15 protein-coding genes are annotated in these 15,826 nt (G+C 65.6%); all 15 read left to right on the forward strand.

The genetic code is table 11. The features are described from left to right. Positions 1-115: 115 nt before the first annotated feature. The 15 genes from FVA80_RS02045 to FVA80_RS02110 all read left to right on the forward strand — a co-directional run bounded on the left by FVA80_RS02045 (position 116) and on the right by FVA80_RS02110 (position 15,773). On the forward strand, positions 116-391 hold the full coding sequence (locus tag FVA80_RS02045; RefSeq protein ID WP_147906036.1) for a hypothetical protein: 276 nt from the start codon (positions 116-118) through the stop codon (positions 389-391). Positions 392-430: 39 nt separating this feature from the next. Continuing rightward, a complete protein-coding gene (locus FVA80_RS02050) occupies positions 431-859 on the forward strand; it encodes a hypothetical protein (RefSeq protein ID WP_147906035.1) in 429 nt (142 codons plus the stop codon). Positions 860-995: 136 nt separating this feature from the next. Beyond that, positions 996-2,210 (forward strand): hypothetical protein, encoded by a 1,215-nt coding sequence (locus tag FVA80_RS02055; RefSeq protein WP_147906034.1) that lies wholly within the window; start codon positions 996-998, stop codon positions 2,208-2,210. A gap of 68 nt (positions 2,211-2,278) precedes the next feature. After that, a complete protein-coding gene (locus FVA80_RS02060; RefSeq protein WP_147906033.1) occupies positions 2,279-2,629 on the forward strand; it encodes a hypothetical protein in 351 nt (116 codons plus the stop codon). Positions 2,630-2,638: 9 nt separating this feature from the next. Further along, entirely contained in the window at positions 2,639-3,394 is a 756-nt protein-coding gene (locus tag FVA80_RS02065; RefSeq protein WP_147906032.1) for a hypothetical protein, read from the forward strand. A gap of 3 nt (positions 3,395-3,397) precedes the next feature. After that, positions 3,398-3,958, forward strand: a complete 561-nt coding sequence (locus tag FVA80_RS02070; RefSeq protein ID WP_147906031.1) for a hypothetical protein — start codon at positions 3,398-3,400, stop codon at positions 3,956-3,958. Further along, positions 3,958-4,794, forward strand: a complete 837-nt coding sequence (locus FVA80_RS02075; protein ID WP_147906030.1) for a hypothetical protein — start codon at positions 3,958-3,960, stop codon at positions 4,792-4,794. Before FVA80_RS02070 ends, FVA80_RS02075 begins: the two co-directional genes overlap by 1 nt. Then, positions 4,787-5,221, forward strand: a complete 435-nt coding sequence (locus FVA80_RS02080) for a hypothetical protein (RefSeq protein ID WP_147906029.1) — start codon at positions 4,787-4,789, stop codon at positions 5,219-5,221. Before FVA80_RS02075 ends, FVA80_RS02080 begins: the two co-directional genes overlap by 8 nt. Positions 5,222-5,526: 305 nt before the next feature. Further along, positions 5,527-6,306, forward strand: coding sequence for a hypothetical protein (locus tag FVA80_RS02085; RefSeq protein ID WP_147906028.1), 780 nt, complete (start codon positions 5,527-5,529; stop codon positions 6,304-6,306). A 103-nt stretch (positions 6,307-6,409) separates the two neighbouring features. Then, a complete protein-coding gene (locus FVA80_RS02090) occupies positions 6,410-6,811 on the forward strand; it encodes a hypothetical protein (protein WP_147906027.1) in 402 nt (133 codons plus the stop codon). 92 nt (positions 6,812-6,903) lie between these two features. After that, entirely contained in the window at positions 6,904-7,065 is a 162-nt protein-coding gene (locus FVA80_RS30285) for a hypothetical protein (RefSeq protein WP_187193572.1), read from the forward strand. Beyond that, positions 7,058-13,285, forward strand: coding sequence for a phage tail tape measure protein (locus tag FVA80_RS02095; RefSeq protein ID WP_147906026.1), 6,228 nt, complete (start codon positions 7,058-7,060; stop codon positions 13,283-13,285). The genes FVA80_RS30285 and FVA80_RS02095 overlap by 8 nt, the downstream gene beginning before the upstream one ends. Position 13,286: 1 nt before the next feature. Next, a complete protein-coding gene (locus FVA80_RS02100; protein ID WP_147906025.1) occupies positions 13,287-13,721 on the forward strand; it encodes a hypothetical protein in 435 nt (144 codons plus the stop codon). Further along, a complete protein-coding gene (locus FVA80_RS02105; protein WP_147906024.1) occupies positions 13,718-14,227 on the forward strand; it encodes a hypothetical protein in 510 nt (169 codons plus the stop codon). The genes FVA80_RS02100 and FVA80_RS02105 overlap by 4 nt, the downstream gene beginning before the upstream one ends. A 19-nt stretch (positions 14,228-14,246) precedes the next feature. Further along, positions 14,247-15,773 carry an AAA family ATPase gene (locus tag FVA80_RS02110; RefSeq protein WP_147906023.1) on the forward strand — a complete coding sequence of 509 codons (1,527 nt, stop codon included), beginning with the start codon at positions 14,247-14,249 and terminating at the stop codon, positions 15,771-15,773. The last annotated feature ends 53 nt before the right edge of the window (positions 15,774-15,826 follow it).

Raw genomic sequence — 15,826 nt, forward strand, 5'->3', positions numbered from 1 at the left:
GAAGCTCGCCAACGCCGAGGCCGCCAAGGCGACTGCCGAGGCCAGCGCCGCCGCGGAGAAGACCCGTGCCGATGCCCTGGCGACCGAGCTGACGGCCCTGAAGGGCTCCGACGCGGTGGCCAAGCTCACCGCCGCGGAGACCGAGCGCGACGCGCTCAAGACCCAGCTCTCGGCCGCCCAGGCGCTCCCGGGCAAGCTGCTCTCGCCGCTGTTCGCGATGATCGGCCAGCCGACCGCGACGCTCGACGAGGACGAGGGCAAGGCCGTCACCCAGGTGAACGGCGCGCTCGACAGCCTGAAGGCGCTGGGCGCCCGCCTCTCCGGCGGCCTCTCGCTCGGGTCGCAGCCGGTCAAGGCCGGCGGCAACTCGGCCTTCAAGCGCCGCGCCTAATCGCCGGCTCCACCCGATCCGAAACAGGAGACCACGGCGATGTCCACGCCCTTCCACACCACCGTTCACGTCCACACCATCAAGAACGAGATGTTCAACCGGACCATGGCGTTCGCCAATCCGGGTGCTCTCTCGAAGGCCGACCTCGAAGGTCGTCTGGTGGAGCCGGATCCGGCCGTGCCGTGCGGCATGAAGCTGGTCGAGGCCGGCACCCCGATCGGCCCGCGCGTCGCCCGCATCGACGTGTTCGAGAACCGCGGCCCCGGCGCGGGTGGCGTGATCACCGCCCAGTTCCGGTTCTCCGAGCTGGTCCCGATCCTCGACGGCGACGCCCTCGCGCAGGGTGACACCGCGGTGGGCGGTGGCAACGGCTTCGTGAAGAAGGGTGCCGCGGGTGACGCCGGTGCGTTCGTCGCCGAGGTCCTGACGATCAAGGGCGTGAAGTACGCCTCCGTCGTCAAGCTCTAAGCTGACCTGGTCAGCGCCTGAACTACGCCCATAGCCGGCGGTACACTTCGTACCGCCGGCCGGGGCGACACGAATACCAGGTTCATCTTCAACGGTACGTCTCGTACCACCAACAGACCCCCGAGGAGTACGGGACATGGAACTGAAGCCGCTCACCACCCTGACCGCCAACCGCAAGTCGCCCGAGGGGCTGCTCGCCGCGCTGGCCGTGCGGGACAACAAGCGTGCCAGCGGCGACGCCGGCCTGCAGCTCGTCAACGAGGCCCGTTCGTACGGCCTGGAGATGCGCGACTACCTGCGTCTGGCCATCGACCCGGCCGCCGCCGAGAAGCCCGAGCTGTACGAGGGCCTGAACGGCTACGAGAGCGCGCTGAAGTTCCTCAACCTGCCGGTCGGCAACGACTACGACAGCGGTGTGGTGCTCGACCTCGCCTCCGACACCTTCGAGTACAGCCCGGGCACCCGCGCGCTGTTCCCCGAGGTCGTGGACGACGTGGTCCGCTTCGCCTCGCGCCAGGTCGACTACGAGAACCTGGAGAGCCTGATCACGTCCACCCGGACGATCAACGGCGTCGAGATGATCTCGACCGTCGTGAACGACGAGAACGCCGACGACTTCAAGGTCTTCGGTCCGGTCTCCGAGTTCGGCCGGTTCCGCATCGGCTCCATCAAGACCAGCGAGACGCGGGTCAAGATGTGGAAGATCGGTGGCGGCTACCGCACCTCCTACGAGTTCCAGCGCCGCTCGCGCCTGGATCTGCTCACCCCGTATGCCAACCGCATGCAGCGTGAGCTGAACCTCTCGAAGGTCGGTCTCGCCACGGGCTTGCTGATCAACGGCGACACGGTCAACGCCCCGGCCCACGTCGTGCGCCAGGACAGCTTCGACGATGCCAAGACGGTCGGCGTGTCCGAGATCGGCAAGATCTCGTACAAGCACCTCCTGAAGTGGTTCGTCGCCCGCGCCAAGGCCGGCGTGCCGATCGACACCGTCGTCGGCAACTGGGACGCCTACCTCGACTGGCTGTTCCTGTTCGCCCTCCCGGTGTCCGGCGCGGCCACCCGCACCGACGCCGAGAACCTCGCGGCGACCGGCTTCCGCGTCGGCGGCGTGCCGATCCTGAACGGCCAGATCAACTTCGTGCTCTCGACCACGATGCCGGCCGGTCAGCTCCTGGGCTTCCGCAAGGGCGAGACCATGGAGCAGCTGATCGAGGCGGGGTCGCTGATCTCGGAGAGCGAGCGCGCGATCCAGACGCAGTCGATCACGTACGTGAAGTCGGAAGTCTCCGGCTTCCGCCTGGTCTTCGGGGACACCCGTGAGATCTACGACTACGGCACCGCCAAGTAGTCCCTCCCGGGACTGAACCACCGGCCCCCGGATCTTTCCGGGGGCCCCTGCCGTAGGAGGCCACCACCATGAAGATCCTGGTCGAGACGACCGGCGACTTCCAGCTCGTTCACACCGAGCTGAACGAGCACGTCCGCAGTCGCGGCAAGTCGGTCATCGAGAAGTCCCAGTGGGCGCAGGAGAAGGTCTCGATCGGCCAGCTCCTCGTGACGTTGCAGCTCAGCGATGAGGCGACCGATGCTGAATGGCTCGACACGCTCCGTGACAGCGACGGCGACGAGGCCCTGGCCCTGGCCAGCTTCGAGGACCGCTACCCGGTCGATGCCGACAGCGCCCGCCGGCCGGAGCCGGACCCGCTGCCGCCGACCACCGCCCAGGTGCCGCACAACCGCCGGGGCGCGCCGCATAAGCCGAAGTAGGGTCGAGCTGTGGACATCGTATCTTCAACCCCCGTGACGCTCTGGGTCGATTTCGAGGCGCCACAGGGACTGGTGATCCCCGATGTCGGCTCTGTGTCCTACAGCCTGTATGACGGCCAGGGTGTCCCACTCGTCGTCGATCAGGCCCTGACCCCGGAGGCTGACGCCACCGGGGTCTCCATCAAGGTCCCGGCGATCAGCAACATCATTGCCCCGGACCGCTCGTTCGAGCGCCGCACCGCGCTGGTGCAGTGGACCGCCAACGGGCGGGGCTACTCGGCGCGCGAGGGCTACCGGGTCATCGACCTGCCGAACTACGGCGTCGTGCCCGAGGATGTCCGCACCTACCTCGCCCTCAACGAGGACGAGCTGCGCGACAACGAGATCGACCTGTTCACCGCCTACCTCACCCTGGCCGGCGCGGTCGGGAAGGATCTGCTGGACGACGCGCTCGGCGCCGGCACCCTGATCGAGGTGCGCGCGAGCCGCGCCGTCATGCTGACGGCCGCCACCGCGCTGTTCCCGTCGCTGCGCTACCGGATCGCCCAGGCGAAGACGGACGGCACGCTCAAGTTCGAGCGCCTGAAGGACGCCTCCGCGTTCGACGGGCTCGTGACGGCGACTGCTGACGAGCTGCGGCAGTTTACCCAGGACCTGACCGGCGACACCACGGCCAACGCCACGCTGCCCGTGCTGCTGGCCCTCACCACGATCTCGATCGACCCGGTCACCGGGGCTGCGCCCGCGACCAGCACCAGAGGCTAAGCCATGCCGATGCTGCTGTCCCGGATCCAGGCTCAGAACGAGGTCTGGCTCAACAAGCTGCCGCCGTCCGCCACCCGGTTCCGCGGCGTCATCTTCCCAGTCAACCCGACCGCGCTGCCGACCAGCGTGTTCATCCTGCCGCGCCTCGGGCTGCGCACGCGCCCGCGCGAGCCGGTCCACGCCAAGGATCTGTTCCGCGACCCGGCCGGCCGGGTCATGCTCGTGGGGAACTGGGAGCTGCCGCTCGCCCTCGACGACGTTGTCTCCCGCTGCTTCGTGCTGTTCCAGATGACCGGCAAGGTCAGCTGGCGGCGGCGCAGCCAGGCCGTGAAGCACCCGGTCACCGGCCTGCCGCAGTCCGAGGGACCGTTCGAGGAGGTCGGCCCGATCTGGGTCTCCATCGAGAGCTACACCCACGGGAACGAGGACCCAGGTGCGCGGATCACCACCGACCGCCTGCGGTGCATCACCAACGCCCCGCTGCAGTACGGCGACATGGTCAACGGCAAGACCGTGAAGCGCCTCAATCCGACGCTTGGGGTCACCATCGCCGAGATCGAGTGATGGCGGCCGACCTGCAGCTCCTGTTCCGCATCGGCGGGACGAAGTCGTCCGATCCGAACGCGACCACCGAGCGTGCGGTCGCGGTGCTGCGCGAGCGTGCAGAGGCGAAGGGCATCGAGCGCGTCATGGAAGCGGTGATCGCCGACGAGAAGGCGATCGTGGCCGCGGTCACGGCCGATGCCGCGAAGTTCGCCGGCCAGGCCGCCCGGGTGTTCACCCGCCTGAAATCCCCCAGCTCGGGCTCCGTCACGATCTCCCTCGACGACATCAGCCGGAACGCCGGGGTGCTGTCGGGCGACAGTATGTCGAAGCGGCTGCAGGGCAAGACCACCACCGAGTGGTTGGCGCTCACGAAGCAGACCGTGGCGGCCAAGCGCCGGCGCAAGGCCGGCGAGCCGGCCACGTTCTTCGTGGACACCGGAGCGCTGCGCACCCTGCTGACCGAATACCTCGGGCCGGCCACCGCCGCCCTGGTCGATCCCCGCATCGTCGTGCGGAAGGGCCCCCGGCGCGTCTCCGTCACACTGAGCCTGATGGCCCAGGCGTCCGGCCGGGAGAAGGCCGGTGTGACTGGCGCCAGCTTCCCGGGGGCGAGCGGCGGCGGCGTCGCGCGCGAGGAGAGCCTGTTCGTCCGCTACCTGAAGAAGGCCGGCGCGCCGGACCGCGATCCGAAGCACCCGCTGGCCTACAAGCTGGAGAACCCCCGCGGCTCGCACCGGCCCTTCCTGCAGAACACGCTGGTCTACTGGATCAGCCGCCGGCTGCCGCTTGTTCTCGACAAGTCGCTGCGCTCTGCGCTGGCCAAGACGAAGAAGAAGGGGAAGACCCGTGTATAAGATCGCCCGCAACTCCACTGTCCGCATGGTCGTCGACACGATCCGTGACCTGGACGGCGTCCAGTATTACGAGTTCGACGCCCACGCCGAGGGCTTCGTCCTGCCGAACACCGACCTGGTCGGCCTGGTCGGCTTCTCCTGCGTGGAGAACGACCAGTTCCACGACCTGTCGTTCGGCATCGCCATCATGACGGTGCAGGACCCGAGCCTGACCCGCTCGACCGACTACGTGGACACCTTCTACCGCCGGCTCCAGGCGCACAAGAAGTTCGCGATGTTCGAGGACGATGGCTCGACCACCGGCTTCGAGGCGGTGTGCTTCGACGGGATCGCGGCTTCACCGATGGGCCGGGTCGACATGCGCCCGACCGTCGAGCTGGCGGTGACCGCCCGGGTCACGCAAGCTGGGATGTGGCCTCCGGCGTGACCTCGACGCCCGCCTTATAGAGAAGGTGGATCGTCTCCCGGACGTTCTCCGACGAGCAGCCGAGCGCCGTCTCGATCAAGAACACCACCTCCTTCGTGAGGCTGCGGTGGTTCGAGGCGGCGCGGGCTCGAAGAACAGCATCGAGATCTGGCCGGACCAATACGCTGATCGGTCGCTCTGATTTCGCGGTAGCCATAGTTCTTCGCCCGTCGTTCCTAATTTCTAGGAATGTCTATTTGGACAAATGGGTATCGACCCACATATTGCAACCGACAGATTGCCGACCTGACAACGGAGACTTCCACATGAACCCGGGCACCGCCAAGAGTGGACGTTTCCACTTCTCCACCGCCACCCTCTGCATCGCCCCGATGCTGGAAGGCGCCGAGATCAACCCGCTGATCCACTCGGTCGGCCTGGTGAAGAACTGCAAGGTCGACGTGACGACCTCGAAGGTCGATCTCACGCAGGGCATCCAGAACGACATCGTGGCGTCCGTCGTGAACGGCATGCCGATGACGGGCTCGGCCGAGGTGTACGAGTACACTGCGAAGAACTTCGCCTACGGCCTCTCGCAGGATCCGACCGGCCTGGTCGACATGGCCAAGCCCGTGGGGATCACCGGCCCGGTGGCCGCTGCCGCCACGACCGTGACCACGGCGACCGCCATCGCGGGTGCCAAGGCCGGCGACTGGATCTACATCCAGGAGAACCAGGACGACCAGATCCACATCGCCAAGATCTCGGCGGTGGCGGCTGCGGCCCTCACCTTCGCCGCCTACCCGGTGCCCGAGGGCATGTCGTTCTCGGCCAACGCCCGCGTCGGCCTGCTCAACAAGATCGACAGCGATCCGGGCAAGGCGAACAACAACTTCGCTGTGCGCGTGATCGGCATCGCGCTCGACGGCAACACTCCGGTGACGCTGCACTTCCCCAAGGCGCGCATCACCAAGGGCTTCTCGATGGGCTTCTCCTCGGACAACTTCTCGAACATGCCGTTCGAGTGGACGCCCCTGGTTCCGGTGCCGAGCGACGAAGGCTACCAGGCCGACTTCGCCCAGAAGCTCTCGATCTTCACCCGCTAACCCCGGGACGACAGTCGAGCCAAAGATCAGGCCCCGGGCAACCGGGGCCTTTTCTTTTGGTCATCTCGAACCCACATCTCCTCCAGCCAAACGAGGGGTCGAGATGCCATCCGAAGATCAGAAGCCCGACGCCCGTATCACAATCGAAGTCGGCGGTACGGAACGGACCATCTTCATGAGCTTCGGGCTCCTGAACGAGATCGCGGCACTCGTGCAGAGCCCCGAGAACGTCCCCGAGCTGTCCTTCAACTCGACCGTGTCGACCGCCGCCCTGCACCTGATGCTGGCGCCCCGGGACAAGCGCGGCAACATCCTGCCCGAGGGCGACGAGCCGGCCGTGCCGCTCGACCTCGACCCGGCCACCGCGGAGCAGCTGTTGGACTGGGCGGGCGGCCATGTGCTGGATTTTTTCGTCCGCCGGCTCGCCAAGTCGGCGCAGCTCTTCGCGACGAGGGCGGATCGGCTAGCGGCAGCCGGATCATCTCTGACTTCTTCGGTGAGCTGACCTGGGAAGACAGCCTGATCCTCGTCTTCAAGTGCGCGCCCAGTGATCTACCAAAGCTCTACTGGAAGCGCACCCTAGACGATCTCCGGCGGATGACTGGTCTCTTCATCCGCTACGAGATGGTGAAGGCGATGGCGGCGACCGAGAGCTTGCTCTTCGTCACCGGAAAGCTGTTCGGCAAAGCCGAGCCAGAGAGTGAGGCGCTCAACAGCGTCGATGACATGATGGCGTTTGCGCGAGCGGTCAATGGCTGATGATTTGAACGTCGACATTGGGATCGGCTCGAACGAGCTGGAGAGCGATCTCCGGCGCACCTTCGACGCGCTTCAGGCTGGCCTGCGCACCGCCCAGGAGATGCAGGTCTGGTTCGAGCGCAGCGCCAAGTCTGCGCGCGAGCTGCCGACCGTCATCCGCGACCTCAATGAGAAGCTCGCCCTGGCGAAGGGCTCGGCTGCCGAAGTCGGTCTGCAGAACCAGATCAAGGCCGCCCAGGAGCAGCAGCTCAAGCTGAACAATGAGCTGCGCACCGAGATCACGATCCAGAAGGAGCTGTCGCTCGCCCGCGGCGCCGGCCAGCGCGCCACCGAGAGCGGCACGGTTGCGGACGGCCGCACCGTCGCGCAGGTCCGGGCTACCGAGCGCGCCATGGCCGATGCCGTCACCGGCATCAACACCACTGCCGAGCAGGTCGCCGCGCGCCTGGCCATCGCCACCGGCAAGGCGATGGAGCGCCTGATCGCTGGCACCGCCCAGCAGGTCGAGCAGTCCGTGCAGCTGGCGGCGAACCGGGCCATGACCCGGAACGCCCAGCTCTCCGTGCCTGGCTATCTCGATGCCTCCGTGGTCAACGCCCGGGTCGCGTCCGAGGCCGCCGTGCGGAAGGCCGGCATGGGCTCGACGCTGGATGAGCGCGACGCCGGCCGGCGCATGTACGGCGACGCGGCCGAGGAGAACCGGCAGCGGACCCTGCAGGCCAACCGCATCCGGCGGGACGCCGAGCGGGAGAACGCCGAGCGGGACCGGATCTCGACCCAGGCCGTGTCGAAGCTCCAGGCCGAGGCGGCCTACGAGGACGCCGAGCGCAGCCGGCGCATGTCGCAGCTCCAGACCCGGGCGGCGTGGGACAACCGGAACTTCGACCAGCTGAAGAAGGCCGCCGACGCCGAGTACCGCGCGGCCGACGCCAAGATGCGCTCCGACGCGGCCTATGAGGACCGGCAGCGGACGCTCGCCGCCAACCGGACCCGCCGGGACGCTGAGCGCGAGAACCGTGACCGGGACAACGATGCGAAGGCGTCGCAGACCCGGGTGCGCAGCTCGGCCGACTGGGACAACCGCGCCTACGATCGCGAGACGAAGACGGCTGCGCTGCGCGAGCGCAACGCGGCCGAGGAGGAGAACCGTCTCCGCACCCTGGCGGCCAACCGCATGCGGCGCGACGCTGAGCGGGAGAACAAGGAAATCGACGCCGACGCCCGGCGCGCGGCTGTGCTGAAGCAGCGTGCCGATCGAGCGGAGTACCAGCGCTCCCCGGCGGGCCGGCAGGAGGCTGCGAAGAACAGCTTCGAGGCGCGCAGCGCCGCGTTCGACCTCAATGGCGGTGCTGACCAGTTCGCCTTCCAGACCAAGCTGACGGCGAACTACGCCATCATGGGCGGGATCGCCCTGGTGGTGCGCGGCGCCACCAGCGCGGTGATCGAGTTCGACGAGCAGCTGAAGCAGTTCCAGGCGATCACCGGCACCGCGAACGCCGAGATGGACGGCTTCCGCAAGCAGCTCCTGGACGTGGCCTCGACCAGCAAGTTCTCCGTGGGCGAGCTGACCACGGTTGCCGTTGCGCTGGGCCAGACCGGCCTGTCGGCATCCGAGGTCGGCAAGGCGCTTAAGCCCGTCGTGGATCTGGCTGCTGCCTCGGGCTCGACCCTGCAGCAGTCGGTCGAGGCGATCACCGGGGTGCTCGGAGCCTACAACCTGGAGGCCGGCCGGGCCGGTGAGGTGGCCGACGTGTTCGTCGGCGCCCTGAACGCGACCAAGCTGACCATGGACCAGCTGCAGCTGGGCATCCAGTACGCGGCCAACATCGCGCGCGACAGCGGCATCTCGTTCTCCGAGCTGACGGCGTCGATCGGCGCCGTAGCGCAGGCCGGTGTGAAGTCCGGGTCGACCATCGGCACCGGCATTCGGCAGCTGATCACCGAGTTCTCCGAGCCCTCCGACAAGCTCCGGGGCGTGCTCAAGGAGCTGAACATCGACCTGGGCGATGTGAACCTGCGCACGCAGGGTTTCTCCGGGGTGCTGAAGAACCTGAAGGAGGGCGGCTTCACCACCGCCGACGCCCTGCGCTCGCTCGACCTGCGCGCCTCGGCTGCGTTCGCCGCCCTGGCCGGCCAGTCCGACAAGATCGAGGAGCTGCAGCAGGAGTTCCTGCTGTCCTCCGCGGCGGCCGAGAGCGCCAGCACGGCGAACGAGAGCCTGTCTGCCACCTTCCAGAGGCTGAAGAACAGCCTGTTCGCGGTGGTGGACACGGGCTTCCACCCGTTCGTCACCGTGCTGACGGCGGCTATCGGCAACCTGGCCTCGTTCGCCTCGGGCCTGACCGCCCTTGGCCCGGTCCTGCCGACCATCGCCAGTGGTGTTGCGGCCATCGCCGCGAGCGCGGCGGCGATCAAGATCGGCAGCCTGATCGGTGGACTGACCTCCCTCGGCTCGATCTCCGCTCTCCTCACCGGCCCGGTGGGCATCGGTGCGGTAGCGATCGGCGGCATCGCTGCCTTCGCCTACTGGCTGTCGAAGATCCAGGACGACGCCGCCAAGGCGGCGGTGCGGCTCGACGAGTTGAAGAAGGTCACCAACGAACTCACCAGCGAGCAGCAGACCCTGCGGCAGACCTCGGGGAGCCTCGACACCACCATCACTGGCCTCATCGACCGGCGGGCGAAGCTGAACGAGAAGGGCAACGAGGTCGGACGGCAGACCGCGATCATCGAAGCTCAGAAGGCCTTCGCGGATCTCGGCCTGGTCGTCGACAGCAACGCCACGTCGGTCGACGGTCTGATCGAGGCGCTGCAGAAGCTGCGCGGCGAGCTGAACCAGCAGGCGTCTGGGCTGCTCACCCAGCAGCTCGTCGCCATCACGGAGAAGATGGACCAGCTCGCGAAGCTGGAGGCGGCGCGCGAGGCGAAGAGCCGGGTCGCGCCCGCCGTCACTGCGGTCAGCGAGTACGGCACGCCCACGATCGAGAATGTCGATCCGCTGGAGCGCATGCGCGCGCTCGGGCCGGAGTTCGAACGGGCTGCCGACATCATGTCGGGCAAGACCAAGATCGACACGACCGACGTGCGCCGGCAGACGGCGTCGGTCTCGGCCGAAATGTACAGCACGCTGCTGAACCTGCGCCGCTCCCGCACCGACGTGGACGTGGACAACTCCCTGTCGGAGAGCGACCGCAAGACGATGCTGGCCGGGCTCGATGCTCAGATCGAGGGCGTCCAGAAGGCGATCAAGGATTTCGGGGACAAGGTCAGCTCGGTCCAGCAGCAGCAGGCCGTCACGGTCGAAGCTGAGCGGGTGAACCGCGAGCTGCAGGTCGCCCAGCTCAAGGCCACGCCCGTCTACGCCGGCTTCGAGAACGCGCGCGACAACATCTACCGCGACCATGACACCGCCGTCACCGCGGCCGGCCGTAGCCGGCGGGGCTACGGCGGCTACGAGGCGATGCAGGACGCTGCTCGCTCCACAGACGACCAGGTGCGCGACCAGCTCGCCAAGGTCGAGGAGGCCAAGCGCGCGGCCCTCGCCGAGGGCGTAGATCCGAAGGTGGTCAAGGAGGCCTACGACGGCATCATCGACAGCTTCAACATCCTGTTGAAGGGCACGTCGAAGGAGATCCGTGAGCGCTTCAAGACGGCCTCCGGCGACGCCAAGGCCGACCTGAACCAGCAGATCCGCACGGCCCAGTCGCAGATGGAGCTGCTGCAGCGCCAGGGCTCGACCGCGACCGACCCGGACCGGGTGACCGACCTGCAGGGTGTCGCCGTCCACAACCAGGAGATCATCAACAAGGCTCGGGAGGCCCTGTTCAAGATCGACCTCGGCCCGAACGCCGACCAGCTCATCGCCAACTCGCCCGAGCTGCAGGACAAGGCGGCCGAGCTGAAGGAGAAGGGCCAGGCCGACCTGAACAAGCTCGCCGTCAGCTATGCCGAGCTGCACCGCCGGGTCCAGGTCCAGATGCTGTCGTTCCAGGTGGACCGGGCGACCGAGCGGAAGGACTTGCTGCAGGAACAGATCAAGGGCCTGGAGAAGGTCCGGGATGACGCGCGCTCGACCCCCGAGGCGATGCGCGCGGCTGTCCAGGAGATCAACCGGCTGCTCGGCGAGGTCGCCCGGATCGGCCAGGGCATCAACAAGCTCAACGCGGACAAGATCGACACCAAGCTTCCGACCACGCTCGGCCCCACCGTGTCGTTCGACCGGGGCTCGGCGCAGCAGGCCATCGTCGACCAGCTGAAGGCCTCGGGCGCGAGCGAGGACCGGATCCGCTACGCGCTGGCCTCCGGCCAGATCGAGAGCGGCTACGCGCCCGACGTGCTGTCGGGTGCCCGGAAGTCGTCGGCCGGCGCCGCCGGCCTGTTCCAGTTCATGCCCAAGACCTGGCAGAACATGTACGGCACCCGGGATGTCGACACCGACATCACGGCCCAGATCAAGGCGTTCCAGACCTTCACCGATCGCAACGCCGGCTCGTTCCGCTCGAACATGGGCCGGGAGGCGACCCCGGAAGAGCTGTACCTGATGCACCAGCAGGGCGCGGCCGGCTCGATGGCGCTGCTGCGCGCCGGCTCGGGCTCGGCGCTCGATGCGCTGACCGGGGCCTACGGTGGCAATGCCGATGCCGCGCGCTCGGCGATCACCGGCAACGGTGGCCGCGCCGACATGGCGGCCGACGAGTTCATCGCCCTGATCCAGCGGAAGTTCCGCTCGGCCCAGGCGTTGGTCGGCAACCCGTTCGGCACCACCGGGAAGGACGAGACCGACCGGATGCGGACGCTCGCCGACGACAAGACCGCGTCGGAGGCCGAGCGCCTGAAGGCCGAGAACGAGCGGAAGGCCCAGGCCAACGAGCGGGTGCGCGAACTGGCCGAGCTGAAGCGTACGGACAAGGCCCTGTCCGAGACCTACGACACCCAGCTGGAGGCGGTGCGCCGCGCCCAGGACCCGGCGGCTGCGATGAGCGCGTCCAAGGACGCCTTCGGCACGCTGCGCCAGCTCCTGGAGACCGCGAAGAAGGAGGACGGCAACAAGACCGGCCTCGACGACGACGCGCGCGCCGCGCAGGGCGACGCCACCCGGAAGCGCTTCGCCGGCCTGTTCCAGCAGCAGGGCCTGACCACCGCTGAGACGGTTGGGAAGGACAGCCTTAAGGCCTACGAGGACAAGCTCAACCAGCTCAAGGCCGAGCAGAAGGAGCTGGAGCGCCCTGAGAACGAGGGCCGCGCCGGCAACACCGAGCGGCTCAACGTCCTGCGTGACGAGATCAACGAGCTGGAGAAGCAGAAGGAGCTGCAGGGCACTTACGAGGCGAACCAGGCGCGCATCGTCGCGCTGGAACAGCCCCTCAAGGAGATGAAGGACGCCGGGCTCGATGTCGATCGCGACGGCGTCGAGGTCCAGCGCCGGATCCTGGAGCTGCGCGAGCGTAACAAGGTCCTGGAGCCGACGATGAACCTGTCCCGCCAGCAGGCGGCGACCGGGAAGTCATTCGGCGAGGCGGCCTCGGGCGCCACCGACAGCTTCCTGAAGCAGCGGGGCATCCTCGACTTCAAAGGCCAGGTCGTCGACCCGGTCGTCCAGGCTCAGAAGACCATGACCGAGAGCCTTGGGGTGATCGGCGGGGCCTTCGACAACTTCTTCACCAACCTGTTCAACGGGTCGATGAAGGCCGGCGATGCCCTTAAGTCGTTCGCGACCTCGATCCTGTCGGGGCTGATGAGCCAGATCTCGAAGAGCCTGACCAACTCGATCTTCCAGTCGCTGTTCACGGGCGGCACGGGCGGTGGTGGTGGCATCCTCTCTGGCATCCCGGCGCTGTTCGGCATGTACCACGGCGGCCCGATCCGCATGGCCGGTGGCGGTGGCGTGCCGGGCACGGACGCGGCCCTGTCGATGCGCGACAGCAAGCCGATCCTGGCCCAGCCGGGCGAGTACCTGCTGCGGCGCTCCGCGGTGGACGCGATCGGCCGGGAGAACCTTGACCAGGTGAACGCGCTGGGCGGCGCCATGGTGAACCGGGCGCCGAAGGTCGATGCCGGCCAGCGCTTCGGCGGGGCCTCGGCCCAGTCGAACGTCTACGTCGTCGACCGCGAGCAGGTCCCGCCCCCGAGCGCCAACGACGTGGTCCACATGATCGGCGACAACATCCAGCGGGGCGGCGCGATCCGGCAGCTGATCAAGAGCGTGAGCGCGCGAGGCTGAGATGGCACTGAAGACCTTCGACTTCCCCTTCTCGACGCCCCAGGACGAGTACCCCGCCGGCGCCACGGTCAAGTTCGGCCGGGGCTACCGCTTCGCGTCGGCGCCCACCGGCCCGGACGAGGTGATCCTGCACCTGAACTTCCCGGCCATGTTCGCCTACCAGGAGCGGTTCGGCGCGCCGCCCGATCCCACGGTCGAGCCCCAGCTGAACATCCACGCCCTGGAGGACTTCTACAAGGAGCACCGGATGTACCTGCCGTTCTACGTGCAGCACACCCGGCTCGGGCAGATCATCTGCCGGTTCAACAAGCCGCTCGTGGTGCCGAAGCCGATCAAGACCAGCCCGGGTGAGATCGGCGGCCGGGTGGTGGCCGGGAAGAGCTGGCGCGTCTTCCAGATGGAAGCCTTCGACCTCGAAATGCTGGTGCAGCCGTGACCGTACCCGTCTCCCATATCGACGAGGGCCTGAAGCTCACCGCTGACGGCGAGGTGATCCTCTACGAGATCACCCTGAAGAACGTGCCGGCCGGCGCCACCGCGGCGCTGCGCTTCCGCGACGGCCCCATGGGCTCGACCACCCAGTGGAACGGCAAGACCTGGGACCACCTGGCCGTGCAGTTCTCCGGCTGGCAGCGCTCGTCCGAGGAGGAGAAGAGCCGGCCGACGCTGCGCCTGATGAATGCAGTGGGCATCTTCAACGATGCTGCCTTCAAGGGCATGTTCGACGGCGCCATCGTGAAGCGCTCCACGGTTCTGCGTCACCACCTGAAGCAGGGCGTCGTAATCTCGAACGACGAGCTGTTCTTCATCGGTCGGGTGAAAGATCTCATCTCAGGCCAGAGCATCTCGTTCGAGCTGCGCGCCCTGTCGGATGGCCCCGACCAGCTGATCCCCGCACGCATGTTCCTGCCGAACGAAGGCTTCCCGTTCGTGACGTTATAAGGGCTCCGATCTCTCAACCATGGATAGTAGCAAGAGCAGTGAAGGGGTGCTAACCTTCCCAAAAAATGGGAGAAGCGCCTTGGACGTTCGGAAATCCGACATCGACAGTTTAGAAGAGCGAGTAAAAAAGCTATCTTATGAAAAATATCTCCCGACCATTCGAATGTCGAATGTAAGGAGCTTCGACAATCAAACTATCAATTTTGATTTTCCAATAACGGCAATTATTGGAACGAACGGCGGTGGAAAATCTACTGTTCTTGGCGCCGCAGCAATAGCTTATCACTCTGTAAAGCCCGGATCGTTCTTTCCAAAATCCAATATTGGCGACAACAGTATGGCAAACTGGCGGATTGACTATGATATAGTCGACCGTAAAGAGCATAAAGCAGGCATTTTTACTAGAAACGCTCGCTTCGTCGCAGCCAAATGGCGAAGAGATGGCATACCTGATCGTCAGGTCATCGTCATTCCAATCCAACGGACTGTCCCAGCGAACGAGCAGCCAAGGTTCAAACAATTTATTGGCTTAGCCCAGCGCACCGATGTGAAAGTGAACGCAATCAAACCAAGCGTTCTACAGCATGTCGGCCGTATCCTTGGAAAAGACGCCTCCGGTTATGAGAGAATATCATTAAAGAGCGATCCCAGTAGATCTATCTTTGTCGGCGTCAAGCGCCTGAACGATTATTCTCAATTTCATTTTGGCGCAGGGGAAGCTTCAATTATTGACATGGTTACGAAGCTTGAGGAAGCTTCAGACAACGCCTTGATACTTATAGAAGAAATCGAAAACGGCCTTCATCCTCTGGCAACGCGTAAGATGGTGGAGTATTTATTTGACGTTGCGAAGAGGAAAAAGGCCCAGATTATCTTCACGACACACTCGGAGTACGCGCTTGACGTCTTGCCACCCAAAGCAATTTGGGGGTGTATTGATGGCGTAGCGTATCAGGGCAAACTGACGATCGAGAGCCTACGCGCTTTGACTGGAACAGTAACCAAAGACCGGGCCATATTCGTAGAAGACGATTTTGCGAAGGATCTGTGCACTGAAATTCTTAGGCAATACTCACCGGACTTATTGGACCAGGTAGAAATTCATAAGGCCGGTGGTTTTCCGTACGTTGTCGAAGTGCTTAAATTTCACAATGCCAATCCCACAATAAGCACTAAGGCCGTTGCCGTGATCGATGGAGACAATCCCGCTTTGGCAGAGCCCAACGACTACGTTCTAGAGTTGCCGCCGGGCGCACCAGAGGCAATTGTGTTTGGCTATATTCTTGATAACGCGGATCAGGTAGCAGCATTGGTGCAACAGCGCTGTCAATGTCCATCCATAGCGCAAGACAAAATTGTCAAAGCCCTTCAATCAGTATCTCTAGACACGACCGATCATCATCTGTATTTCGCGAAACTTGGAGAAAAACTTGGATTTATATCTGAGATTATCGTCCGGCGCGGCCTGTGCTCGATCTACGTTCAGAACTCAAAGGTCGAATTGGAACCGCTGGTAACGAACTTGTCTGAGAAACTGAAGTCATAAGTCCCGACGTTATCGCGGGAGGGCATGCGACACCCCGCGATAACCACTAGCAG

The organism is Methylobacterium sp. WL1 (assembly GCF_008000895.1).
Taxonomy (GTDB): domain Bacteria; phylum Pseudomonadota; class Alphaproteobacteria; order Rhizobiales; family Beijerinckiaceae; genus Methylobacterium.